Here is an 11,345-nt window from a genome sequence, read left to right on the forward strand (position 1 = left end):
GAGGTGGGGTTTGACTCCTCACCCCTCACTCTTCACACCTCACAACGTCCCCATTACTTTGCCCTGAAATCCGTACACCGCCCGCTCACCCGCCAGAGAGACGAGCTCCACGGTGCGCGTCTGTCCCGGCTCGAAACGCACGGCGGTGCCGGCCGGGATATTGAGCCGGAATCCACGGGCAGCTTCGCGTTCAAATTTCAGGAATTCGTTGGTCTCAAAAAAGTGATAGTGCGAGCCGACCTGGATCGGCCGGTCCCCCACATTGGCCACCACCAGCGTGATGGTCTGCCTGCCGGCATTGATTTCGATCTCGCCCTCGGCAACCTGCATTTCGCCCGGAATCATCGTCAGTTCCTCACACAATCGGTTGGTGCACGGTCACCAGCTTGGTGCCATCAGGAAAAGTGGCCTCGACCTGAATCTCCGGGATCATCTCCGGCACGCCTTCCATGACTTGTGCCCGGGTCAACAGCGTGGTGCCAAAGCTCATCAGTTCGGCCACGGTGCGGCCATCGCGCGCGCCTTCCAGAATCGCCGCGCTGATATAGGCCACTGCTTCCGGATAATTCAGCTTCAGGCCACGTGCCAGGCGCCGCTCGGCTACCAGGCCTGCGGTAAACAGCAGCAACTTGTCTTTTTCGCGTGGAGTTAATTCCATCGTTTTCTCCTATATGGGGTAAGGAACGAGGCGCGAATGGTGGTTTTTCCACTCCCGACTCCCCACTCCCCGTTTTTTACGTTGCCCAAATCCTGGGCGCGACTGCTTCACGACCCAAAGCCGCCGGACGCACCAGCGCCCAGACCTGGCGCAAGGCAGTCTGCGCGGCTTCCGAACCAGGCCCCAGATAGCGCGCCACCCAGACATCCGGCAATTGCGTCACCGCCAGACGGCCTTCAACGCGCAACGCGCGACAGGCATCGGTGATTTCCTGCGGCAGGGGCGGCCCCGCCCAGATCAGGCTGCCGGTGACCGGCTCACCAGCCATGCCCACGGCCGAGTCGAGCAGCGGGGAGCCGCCAGCGAGTACTGTCTGCTCATGCCAGAGCAGTTTGCCTTCACGACGGATTTCAGTTTTCTGGCGCCAGAGCCCTTCAGTGAAGCGTTCATCCGAGGCACGCCTGCCCAGGCAGACCACATCGACTGCCAGCAAACGCGCATCGTCAGCCAGATCAAACCCGTTGTGGATCGTGACATCGGCCCCGTTGAACAGCATGGTTTCCTGCGGCAGCCATTCCAGCACGGCACCGCTTGCCAGTTGTGCCTGCAGCGTCTGCCGGGCCGTGCGGCCAAAGCTGCGATACCACTTGGCCGCACCCGGACTGGTGATCAGGGTATGGGCGCCCGCGGCCAGATCGAGGTCGATCTGCAATTCATCGCCACCGGCGATGCCGCCGGGTGGATGCACGATGATGTGCAGGCAAACCTCGGGCCCTTCCGGATAGAGATGCTTTTGCACCCTTAAAGGGCCGTGGTGCATGCGCCGCACCGGAATAGTGCCAACATCGGAACATGCATAACCCAGCGACAGGCAGGCTTGCCAGTTATCGAAGCCGTTCACGATGCAATCTGGTGCGCGATCCATATCAAATCCGCACCGATTTTCTTAAAGCCATTTTTAACCGGACTCCGATTCAACCGTAGGACGGACTTCAGTCCGTCATACACTGGCCATACCATGCAGCAGTTTGACGGGTTAAAACCCGTCCTGCGGTCAAGCTGGCAAGGCAAGCGTCTTAAGTTAGATAGCCACGAGGGCCTTTACTTCCGGTAGAGCAAGTTCCGCGCCAGCCCCGCGACGGATCACCTCGCCACGCTCCATCACCAGATAACGGTCCGCCAGTTCCGCCGCAAAATCGTAGTACTGCTCGACCAGCAGGATCGCCATATCCCCGCGCTCGGCCAGCTGCCGGATCACCTGCCCGATCAGCTTGATGATCGATGGCTGTATGCCCTCGGTGGGTTCGTCCAGAATCAGAAGTTGGGGGCGACTGACCAGCGCGCGGCCGATGGCCAACTGCTGTTGCTGGCCACCGGACAGATCACCGCCACGGCGATGCTTCATTTCCTTGAGCACCGGAAACATCGCGTAGATTTCTTCCGGCACTTTTTTCGCCTCCCGCCCCGGCAGACGCGCCATGCCCATCAACAGGTTCTCTTCCACCGTGAGCCGCCCGAAAATCTCGCGTCCTTGCGGCACATAAGCGATACCGACCGCCACGCGCTCGTGCGGGCTCATCTTCATGATCGATTTGCCCTGCCACAACATTTCGCCACTCTTGGCCGGGATCACCCCCATCAGGCATTTGAGCAAGGTGGATTTGCCCACGCCGTTGCGTCCCAGCAGGCACGTGACTTCACCGACAGGCACCTCCAGCGAAACATCACGCAGGATATGGCTGCCGCCGTAGTATTGATTCAGATTGCTCACATTCAACATATTTGATCGGGGAGTGAGGAATGGGGAATGGGGAGTCGAAAATGCTTTCCCCACTTACCACTCCCTACTCCCTACCTCCCCAAGTAAACTTCGATGACCCGCTCATTGCCCTGCACCTCATCCAGCGATCCTTCCGCCAGCACACTGCCCTCGTGCAACACGGTCACCTTGTCGGCGATCTTGCCGACGAAACCCATGTCGTGCTCGACCACCATCAGCGTGTGGTTGTTGGCAAGCTCCAGGAACAGTTCGGCCGTGGCGTCGGTTTCGGCATCTGTCATGCCGGCCACCGGTTCATCAAGCAACAGCAGTTGCGGTTCCTGCATCAACAGCATGCCGATTTCCAGCCACTGCTTCTGCCCGTGGGACAGCAATCCGGCCGGGCGCTGGTATTCGCTTTTCAGGCGGATGCGCTGCAGCGTGGCGTCGATGCGGTCGCGCTCTTCGCCGGAGAGTTTCGCCTTCAGGCTGGCCCAGACCGACTTCTGCGTCTTCATCGCCAGCTCAAGGTTGTCGTAGACGCTCATGGCCTCGAACACGGTCGGTTTCTGGAACTTGCGCCCGATGCCGACTTGAGCGATCTGCGGCTCGGTGAGCCTGGTCAGATCCAGCGTCTGGCCAAAGTAAGCCATGCCGCTGTCAGGTCGGGTCTTGCCGGTAATCACGTCCATCATCGTGGTCTTGCCTGCGCCATTGGGGCCGATGATGCAGCGCAACTCGCCAACCTCGATATAGAGCGTCAGCTTGTTGAGCGCCCTGAAGCCATCGAAGGAAACCGTGATGTCTTCCAGATACAGCATCTGGCCATGGCTGGCATCCAGTCCGGGCTGCAGTACGCGTGCGCCACCCGAATCGCCCGACGGGCCGCCGTCGAATTGATGAATGTCTGCGTTCATTTGATCCCCCGCAGTTTGGCAATCAGGCCCAATACGCCGTTGGGCAGGAAGAGCGTCACGCCGATGAAGAGTGCGCCCAGGAAGAACAGCCAGTACTCGGCAAACGCCACGGTGAACCAGCTCTTGGCGCCGTTGACAATGGCCGCGCCGATCAGCGGTCCCACCAGCGTGCCACGCCCACCGACTGCGACCCAGATCGCCATTTCGATCGAGTTGGCTGCGCTCATCTCGCCGGGGTTGATGATGCCGACCTGCGGCACGTACAGCGCGCCGGCCAGCCCACAGATCATGGCCGAGACCACCCAGACAAACAGCTTGAAGCCGAACGGGTTGTAGCCGCAGAACATCACACGCGATTCGGCATCGCGGATCGCCGTCAGCACCCGGCCGTATTTGGAACGCACCAGCTTGATCGCGAACCACAGGCAAGCCACCAGCAGAGCGCCAGTCAGCAGGAACAGCACCGCACGGGTGGCGGGCGCGGCAATCTGAAAGCCCAGGATGCGCTTGAAGTCCGTAAACCCGTTATTGCCGCCGAAGCCGGTTTCGTTGCGGAAGAACAGCAGCATCGCCGCATAAGTCAGCGCTTGGGTGATGATCGAGAAATACACGCCCTTGATGCGGCTCTTGAAGGCAAAGTAACCGAACACCAGCGCCAGCAAGCCCGGCACCGCCACCACCAGGAACATGGCCCAGAGGAAATGCTCGGAACCCACCCAGTACCAGGGCAGCTCCTTCCAGTCGAGGAACACCATGAAATCCGGCAGATCGCTCTGGTAGTTGCCCTCGCGGCCGATGGCACGCATCAGGTACATGCCCATGGCATAACCCCCGAGCGCGAAAAACAGTCCGTGCCCAAGACTGAGCATGCCACCCACGCCCCAGACCAGATCGAGTGCCAGCGCAGCGATCATGTAGCACATGATCTTGCCCACCAGCGACAGGGTGAATGCGGATACATGCAGCGCATGCCCTGCCGGGAAGAAGGCGTGCCCGATCGGCATGCCGATCAGTACCAGCGTCATCAGGATCAGCAGCAGCGCACGCAGCCAGCCCGGCAGCCCTTGCCAGAGTTGAAAAGAAATGGGCGTTGTCATGATGCGTGCCTCACTCGACCGAGCGACCCTTGAGCGCAAACAGGCCCATCGGTCGTTTCTGGATAAAGAGAATGATGAAAACCAGGATGGCGATCTTGCCCAGCACCGCGCCGATCGACGGCTCAAGCACCTTGCTGACCACCCCCAGCCCCAGCGCCGCAATCACGGAACCCGCCAGCTGCCCTACCCCGCCCAGCACCACCACCATGAAGCTGTCGATGATGTAGCTCTGGCCGAGATCCGGCCCGACATTGCCGACTTGCGTCAGTGCCACGCCCGCCAGCCCGGCGATGCCGGAACCGAGTCCGAAGGCCAGCATGTCGACCTTGCCGGTCGGTACGCCCACGCAATCGGCCATGCGCCGGTTTTGCGTCACGGCACGCACAAACAGCCCCAGACGGGTCTTGTTGAGCAAGAGCCAGGTCAACACCAGTACGGCAGCGGCAAAGGCAATGATGATCATGCGGTTGAACGGCAAGGTCAGAGCAGAAGTCACTTCCCAGCCGCCCGACATCCACGACGGATTGGCGACTTCCACGTTCTGCGCGCCGAACAGCACCCGAATCGCCTGGATCAGGAACAGGCTGATCCCCCAAGTGGCGAGCAGGGTTTCCAGCGGGCGGCCATACAAGTGGCGAATCACTATGCGTTCCAGCACGATGCCGACCAGCCCGGACACCATGAATGCCACCGGCAAAGCAGCCAGCAAGTACCAATCGAGCAAACCCGGCAGATGAGCGCGGAACACGCCTTGCACGGCAAACGTGGCATACGCGCCAATCATCAAGAGCTCGCCATGCGCCATATTGATCACGCCGAGCAGGCCATAGGTGATCGCCAGACCCAGCGCGGCCAGCAGCAGGATGGAACCGAGCGACAAGCCACTGAACGCATGGCCGGCAAAGCCTTGCCACATCAAGCGATGCTCGATCGATTGCAGCGCCTTGGCAGCAGCAGCGCGCACGGCAGCACTGGGTTCGTTGCCAGCCTGGATCAGCGGCTCAATGCGCGATTTCACCGAAGGATCGCTGCTGGCGGCCAGCGCGTTTACCGCCTTCAGTCGCACATTGGCATCGGGGTGAGCCAGTTGCATGCGGGCAGCCAGACGGGACAGCAGCCCTTTCATTTCACTGTTGCTCTCCACCGTCAGCTGCTTTTCCACCATGGGCAGCAGCGCGGGATTTGCGCCATCCAGCAGCGCTTCTGCAGCCTGCTTGCGCACCGCCAGATCCGGATCGGCAATTTTGGTCGAAGCCAGCGCAACATCCAGTGCCGCGCGCACCCGATTGTTGACCATGACCGGCTGCAAACTATCGGCATCAACACTCACTGTTTGGCCGGTTTCGGCATCCACGATGCCTTTGTCCGTTTGCATGAATGCTTTGCTGCCGGCCTCATCGCTCAGCAGATTGCCATCCTGCAGTGCCTGCAACAGCGTCAGCAATTCAGGCGTGGGCGTGGCGGCCCACTGTTCGATCAGCTCGGCGCGCGTACCGTTGTCGGCAGCCAGCAGCTCGCTGGCCGGCCCGGCCTGCGCTGTCAGCGGCAGCAACAGACCTGCAAGCGCCAGTATTTTTATCAGCAGCATGCGAATCGGCATGTTGCATCTCCAGTCAAAGCCCGCTGAAACCTCTGCGGAAAATATTTGCATTCTTGTCGAGGGCCCTCTCCCCAACCCTCTCCCGCAAGCAGGAGAGGGGGTACCACATGCAGTCGGAAGGGCGAGACACCTCTCTCCCGCATCGGGAGAGAGGCTGGGAGAGAGGAACGCTATTTACTTGGCAGCAGCCATCTTGACTGGCGTATCCGCCTTCTTGTCATTACCTGCAATGAACGGGCTCCACGGATTGGCACGCACCGGCGCCTTGGTCTGCCACACCACCGAGAACTGGCCGTTCGGCTGCACTTCACCGATCATCACCGGCTTGTGCAGGTGATGGTTCTTTTCGTCCATCTTGAGCGTAAAGCCGCTCGGAGCCTTGAAGGTCTGGCCGTACATGGCCTGGCGTACCTTGTCCACGTCCGTGGTCTTGGCCTTGGCCACAGCCTGCGCCCACATGTGGATGCCGACGTAAGTCGCTTCCATCGGATCATTGGTCACCATCTTGTCCGCGCCCGGCAGCTTCTTGGCCACGGCGTAGGCTTTCCATTTCTTCACCCACTCGGTGTTGACCGGATTCTTCACCGACTGGAAGTAGTTCCACGCTGCCAGATGGCCGAGCAACGGCTTGGTGTCGATACCCTTGAGTTCTTCTTCACCAACCGAGAACGCCACCACTGGCACATCGGTCGCCTTCAGGCCGGCATTGCCCAGTTCCTTGTAGAACGGCACGTTGGAATCGCCGTTGATGGTCGAGATCACCGCGGTCTTCTTGCCTTCGGAAGAGAACTTCTTGATCTTGGCAATGATGGTCTGGTAATCGCTGTGGCCGAACGGGGTGTAGTCTTCCATGATGTCGGCATCGGCCACGCCCTTGGATTTCAGGAAGGCGCGCAGGATCTTGTTGGTGGTACGCGGGTAAACGTAATCTGTACCGAGCAGCACGAAGCGTTTGGCCGAACCGCCATCCTTGCTCATCAGGTATTCCACGGCTGGAATCGCTTGCTGGTTTGGTGCGGCGCCGGTGTAGAACACGTTGGGGGAGAGCTCTTCGCCTTCATACTGCACCGGGTAGAACAAGAGGCCGTTCAATTCCTCGAACACCGGCAAGACCGACTTGCGCGAAACGGAAGTCCAGCAGCCGAAGGTGGCGGCTACCTTGTCTTGCGTGAGCAACTGGCGGGCCTTTTCGGCAAACAGCGGCCAGTTGGAGGCCGGGTCGACCACTACCGGTTCGAGCTTCTTGCCCAGCACACCGCCCTTGGCGTTGATTTCATCAATGGCAAACAGCGCCATGTCTTTCAGCGAAGTCTCGGAAATGGCCATGGTGCCGGACAGCGAATGCAGGATACCGACCTTGATGGTATCGGCCGCGAAGGCGGAAGAACCGATACCGGCCAGGGCCAGCGAGGCGGCGATCACGCCGACTTTCAGAAAATTGCGACGGGTTGACATGCTCAGGCTCCTTGTAGATGGCGAAGTAGTTCTTGATGACTACGGGAGCCAGATTAAGGAGCTACGGGGTTTCCCGGAATACGTCAGATGACGTAGTGGGTACGCAGACATACGGTCGCAAGGATTTCCCGTTACAGCGCGAGTGAGGGCGGATTACAATTTCGACTTGAATCACCCTCCGGATCGATCATGCCTCCCATCCGTCTTGACCATGTACCCGATATCCGACTGATTGCCTGTGATATGGATGGCACCCTGCTCGATAACGACCATGCCATCCACGACGATTTCTGGCCCCTGGTCGATGAACTGCATGCGCGCGGCATCTTGTTTTGCCCGGCCAGCGGACGGCAGTACTACACCTTGCTGGATCAGTTCCGCCCGATTGCCGACAAGATGGTTTTCATTGCTGAAAACGGCAGCTACGTGGTGCAGCACGGCAAGGAGCTGAGTTCGGATTGTCTGGCCCCCGCCTCGGCTCGCGAGATGATCCGCGTATCGCGCACCATCAATGCGGGTGGTGCCAATATCGGTGTGGTGCTGTGCGGCAAACGCTCGGCCTATATCGAGCGCAGCGATGCCGCCTTCCTGGCGCAAACCCAGCCTTACTACCTGCGACTCGAAATCGTCGACGACCTGCTCACGATTGAGGACGAGTTCCTGAAAGTGGCAGTCTTCGATTTTGAATCGTCGGAACGCAATGCCGCACCGGCGTTCGCGCCGTATCGGGATACACTGCAGGTCGTCATATCCGGACAGAACTGGCTCGACATCATGGCGCCGCAAGCCAACAAGGGTATCGGCATCCGCCATATCCAGGATGCCCTGCAGATCACCCCCGACCAGACCATGGTGTTTGGTGATTTCCTCAACGATCTGGAAATGATGGATCACGCCACCTATTCGTTTGCCATGGCCAACGCCCATCCTCGCCTGAAAGAGCGCGCCAATTACCTGGCGCCGGGCAATACTGACAATGGTGTGGTACGCACGATCAAGTCCGTGCTGGGTATTGATCGTTAAACCCGACCCACAAACAAAAAACCGGATTCCACACCATGCGAAATCCGGTTTTTTTACGAACGAAGAAGCAGCGAATCAGGCAGTCACGCTCTCTTGCAGAAACGGGTAATCGATATAGCCTTCCTGCGGGTTGCTCATGCCATAGCCATAAAAACTTTCCGGACGCTGCGGATTCAATGGTGCATTGCGCAGCAGTCGCAGCGGCAGATCCGGATTGGCGATGAAATCCTTGCCAAACGAAACAGCATCGGCTTCGCCGGCGGCCAGCAGTTGCTCGGTACTGGCGCGGGTCAATCCCTGATTGGCGATGTACACGCCGCCGAATTCGGCTTTCAGCGTCGGCCCCAGGCGCGGCGCATCCTGCGATTCACGGGCAAACAGGAAGGCGATCTTGCGCTTGCCCAGTTCGCGTGCCACATAGCTGAAGGTAGCCAGCGGGTTGCTATCGCCCATGGTGTGGGAATCGCAGCGCGGCGCGATATGCACACCCACGCGGCCCGGCCCCCATACGCTGATGGCAGCGTCAGTCGCTTCCAGCAGCAGGCGGGCACGGTTTTCCAGGCTGCCGCCGTAGCGATCGGTGCGCTGGTTGGTGCTGTCCTGCAGGAACTGATCGAGCAGATAACCGTTGGCACCATGCAGCTCCACGCCATCGAAGCCGGCACGCTTGGCATTTTCCGCACCTTTGCGATAGGCCTCGATAATAGCCGGAATCTCTTCGGTTTCCAGCGCACGTGGCACCACGAAGTTGCGCATCGGGCGCAGCAGATTCACGTGCCCTTGCGGGGCAATGGCGCTGGGGGCCACCGGCAATTCGCCGCCCAGATGATCCGGATGCGAAACCCGGCCCACATGCCACAACTGCATGAAGATGCGCCCGCCCGCCGCATGCACGGCCCGCGTTACACCCTTCCAGCCTTCCACCTGCTCGTCAGTCCAGATGCCCGGCGTATCGGGATAGCCCACGCCCATCGGCATGATGGAAGTCGCTTCGCTCAAGATCAGGCCGGCACTGGCACGCTGGGCGTAGTATTCGGCCATCAGCGCGTTGGGTACGCGCCCGGCACTGGCACGGCAGCGCGTAAGCGGAGCCATCACGATACGGTTGGGCCAGTTCAGATCGCCAACCTGGATCGGATCAAACAGGGTACTCATCTTGTGTTCTCCATGAAGGGATGGGTGGATCAAAGTTCTTGCTGCATCTGCTGCAGGAATGCGGCGATCACAGCTTCGTTGCGCGAATAGAAAATCCATTGCCCGACCTTGCGTGTCGTCACCAGTCCGGCGCGCTGCAGGCAAGCCAGGTGCGCCGAGACGGTGGATTGCGACAATCCGGCTTTTTCGTAAATCTTGCCGGCACACACGCCCAGCTCGAACGAGTGCATCTGCTGCGGAAACTGCTGCGCCGGGTCTTTCAGCCAGGCCAGGATTTCGCGCCGCGCCGGGCTCGCAAGCGCTTTCATGATCTCGTCCGTATCAGGAACCGGCGTAGCCATTGATTCGACTCCAATAGAAATTTATTTCGCAATTTAACGAAATATTAAATCGATAAAAAACGAAATACAAGTCCAGCAAAGGGGAAAAATTGCGCTAACTACGCTGCACCACCCGCAACCAGCCGGATACGGGTAATCTCGGAAGGTGCGCCAAAGCGCTTGGGCGGCCCCCAGTAACCGGTGCCACGACTGATGTAGATCCAGAGGCGATCAAGCCGGTGCAGACCGGCAGTATAGGGTTGTTGCAGCGGCACAAACAGATTCCAAGGCCAGAACTGGCCACCGTGGGTATGGCCAGAAAGCTGCAGATCGAATCCGGCTGCCGATGCGGCTGCGGCAGAACGCGGTTGATGCGCCAATAGCACGCGCGGCACCCCTGCCGGGGCACCGACAAGAGCAAGTTGCGGATCGCTGCGCTGGGCCGGATCGAACTGATGAGCGCTGTAATCGGTGACGCCCGCCAATACCAGCACCGCATCGTTGTGAGCCAGCACTACGTGCTCATTCATCAGGCAGCGCAAGCCAATGCGCCCGAATTGCTCAACCCAGGCCGATGCGCCCGAATAGTACTCATGGTTCCCCGTCACAACAAAAACGCCATGCCGGGCCAAGAGTGTTGCCAGCGGCTGGATATCGTCCGCCAGCTGGGGCACGCTGCCATCGACCAGATCACCCGTGATCGCCACCACATCGGCATTCAGGCCATTCACGCGATCGACGACAGCCTGCACGTAATTGCGCTTGATCGTGGCACCGACATGGATATCGCTGAGCTGCACAATCGTGAATCCGGCCAGTGCGGGCGGCAACCCGGCAATTGGCACATCCACCTCCACCACACGCGGCAAGCGCCGGGCGTTGACGAAGCCGGCCAGCGTAACAATCAGTGCCAACCCGAGTACGGCAATAGCCGAGATTTCCAGTACGGTAGCGTTCGGGTCAACCATCGGAATCAGGGACAGCAACCCCAGCACGATCTGGCGCAGGAAAGTCAGCACAAACAAGGAGGAGAACAGCCCCATGGCGAGCGATCCCGCCCAGGTCAGCCGATCCGCCAGCGTCTGGCGGGCAATGAAAAAGTGCGAAAGCACGCCCAGCGGAATCAGCCCGGCCAGAACTACCAGCAGTGCGATACCCGCGCCCCACCCTGCCTGGTTCAGTGGCAGATCAGGCAAGAGTTGCCAGCCGATATAGGCATGCAGCACGATCAGCGAAACGCTGACGATCACGGCAAAACGGATCAGCCGGGCCGGAGAATGACCGGCCGACTGGGCAGGGCGTTGCGGGGAATCTTCCGGTACAGGCATGAGGCATCCTTGCGATGGGCGTGGCAGCGTGCC

The 11,345-nt window shown here is 59.9% G+C and carries 12 protein-coding genes; 1 reads left to right on the plus strand and 11 read right to left on the minus strand.

Features of this window, described 5'->3' with window-relative positions; all coding sequences use genetic code 11:
• Positions 1–39: 39 nt before the first annotated feature.
• The 8 genes from AC0KVQ_RS10260 to urtA all read right to left on the minus strand — a co-directional run bounded on the left by AC0KVQ_RS10260 (position 40) and on the right by urtA (position 7,486).
• Positions 40–345 (minus strand): urease subunit beta, encoded by a 306-nt coding sequence (locus AC0KVQ_RS10260; RefSeq protein WP_473421066.1) that lies wholly within the window; start codon positions 343–345, stop codon positions 40–42.
• A 10-nt stretch (positions 346–355) separates the two neighbouring features.
• Positions 356–658 carry an urease subunit gamma gene (gene ureA, locus AC0KVQ_RS10265; RefSeq protein WP_473421067.1) on the minus strand — a complete coding sequence of 101 codons (303 nt, stop codon included), beginning with the start codon at positions 656–658 and terminating at the stop codon, positions 356–358.
• A gap of 76 nt (positions 659–734) precedes the next feature.
• Positions 735–1,583, minus strand: a complete 849-nt coding sequence (locus AC0KVQ_RS10270) for an urease accessory protein UreD (protein WP_473421068.1) — start codon at positions 1,581–1,583, stop codon at positions 735–737.
• Between the two features lie 156 nt (positions 1,584–1,739).
• On the minus strand, positions 1,740–2,438 hold the full coding sequence (gene urtE / locus AC0KVQ_RS10275) for an urea ABC transporter ATP-binding subunit UrtE (protein WP_473421069.1): 699 nt from the start codon (positions 2,436–2,438) through the stop codon (positions 1,740–1,742).
• Positions 2,439–2,509: 71 nt separating this feature from the next.
• Positions 2,510–3,334 carry an urea ABC transporter ATP-binding protein UrtD gene (urtD, locus tag AC0KVQ_RS10280; protein WP_473421070.1) on the minus strand — a complete coding sequence of 275 codons (825 nt, stop codon included), beginning with the start codon at positions 3,332–3,334 and terminating at the stop codon, positions 2,510–2,512.
• A complete protein-coding gene (urtC, locus tag AC0KVQ_RS10285; RefSeq protein WP_473421071.1) occupies positions 3,331–4,431 on the minus strand; it encodes an urea ABC transporter permease subunit UrtC in 1,101 nt (366 codons plus the stop codon). The genes urtD and urtC overlap by 4 nt, the downstream gene beginning before the upstream one ends.
• 10 nt (positions 4,432–4,441) lie before the next feature.
• The gene (urtB, locus tag AC0KVQ_RS10290; protein ID WP_473421072.1) at positions 4,442–6,031 is read right to left on the minus strand and encodes an urea ABC transporter permease subunit UrtB; all 1,590 of its coding nucleotides are present in this window, start codon (positions 6,029–6,031) and stop codon (positions 4,442–4,444) included.
• 174 nt (positions 6,032–6,205) lie between these two features.
• Positions 6,206–7,486 carry an urea ABC transporter substrate-binding protein gene (urtA, locus tag AC0KVQ_RS10295; RefSeq protein ID WP_473421073.1) on the minus strand — a complete coding sequence of 427 codons (1,281 nt, stop codon included), beginning with the start codon at positions 7,484–7,486 and terminating at the stop codon, positions 6,206–6,208.
• A gap of 189 nt (positions 7,487–7,675) precedes the next feature.
• Between urtA and AC0KVQ_RS10300 the strand changes: the two genes are divergently transcribed.
• Positions 7,676–8,509, plus strand: coding sequence for a Cof-type HAD-IIB family hydrolase (locus AC0KVQ_RS10300; RefSeq protein ID WP_473421074.1), 834 nt, complete (start codon positions 7,676–7,678; stop codon positions 8,507–8,509).
• A gap of 75 nt (positions 8,510–8,584) precedes the next feature.
• Here AC0KVQ_RS10300 and AC0KVQ_RS10305 read toward each other — a convergent pair whose 3' ends face one another.
• From AC0KVQ_RS10305 to AC0KVQ_RS10315, 3 genes are all read right to left on the minus strand, one after another.
• Positions 8,585–9,664, minus strand: coding sequence for an alkene reductase (locus AC0KVQ_RS10305; RefSeq protein WP_473421075.1), 1,080 nt, complete (start codon positions 9,662–9,664; stop codon positions 8,585–8,587).
• Between the two features lie 29 nt (positions 9,665–9,693).
• Positions 9,694–10,005 (minus strand): ArsR/SmtB family transcription factor, encoded by a 312-nt coding sequence (locus AC0KVQ_RS10310; protein WP_473421076.1) that lies wholly within the window; start codon positions 10,003–10,005, stop codon positions 9,694–9,696.
• A gap of 98 nt (positions 10,006–10,103) precedes the next feature.
• The gene (locus AC0KVQ_RS10315) at positions 10,104–11,312 is read right to left on the minus strand and encodes a metallophosphoesterase (protein ID WP_473421077.1); all 1,209 of its coding nucleotides are present in this window, start codon (positions 11,310–11,312) and stop codon (positions 10,104–10,106) included.
• Positions 11,313–11,345: the final 33 nt, after the last annotated feature.

The organism is Formivibrio sp. oc-25, from assembly GCF_055810895.1.

Coding starts and splice junctions, on each gene's coding strand:
- AC0KVQ_RS10260 (WP_473421066.1), bottom strand. CDS start 345: ATGATTCCGGGCGAAATGCAGGTTGCCGAGGGCGAGATCGAAATCAAT.
- ureA (WP_473421067.1), bottom strand. CDS start 658: ATGGAATTAACTCCACGCGAAAAAGACAAGTTGCTGCTGTTTACCGCA.
- AC0KVQ_RS10270 (WP_473421068.1), bottom strand. CDS start 1,583: ATGGATCGCGCACCAGATTGCATCGTGAACGGCTTCGATAACTGGCAA.
- urtE (WP_473421069.1), bottom strand. CDS start 2,438: ATGTTGAATGTGAGCAATCTGAATCAATACTACGGCGGCAGCCATATC.
- urtD (WP_473421070.1), bottom strand. CDS start 3,334: ATGAACGCAGACATTCATCAATTCGACGGCGGCCCGTCGGGCGATTCG.
- urtC (WP_473421071.1), bottom strand. CDS start 4,431: ATGACAACGCCCATTTCTTTTCAACTCTGGCAAGGGCTGCCGGGCTGG.
- urtB (WP_473421072.1), bottom strand. CDS start 6,031: ATGCCGATTCGCATGCTGCTGATAAAAATACTGGCGCTTGCAGGTCTG.
- urtA (WP_473421073.1), bottom strand. CDS start 7,486: ATGTCAACCCGTCGCAATTTTCTGAAAGTCGGCGTGATCGCCGCCTCG.
- AC0KVQ_RS10300 (WP_473421074.1), top strand. CDS start 7,676: ATGCCTCCCATCCGTCTTGACCATGTACCCGATATCCGACTGATTGCC.
- AC0KVQ_RS10305 (WP_473421075.1), bottom strand. CDS start 9,664: ATGAGTACCCTGTTTGATCCGATCCAGGTTGGCGATCTGAACTGGCCC.
- AC0KVQ_RS10310 (WP_473421076.1), bottom strand. CDS start 10,005: ATGGCTACGCCGGTTCCTGATACGGACGAGATCATGAAAGCGCTTGCG.
- AC0KVQ_RS10315 (WP_473421077.1), bottom strand. CDS start 11,312: ATGCCTGTACCGGAAGATTCCCCGCAACGCCCTGCCCAGTCGGCCGGT.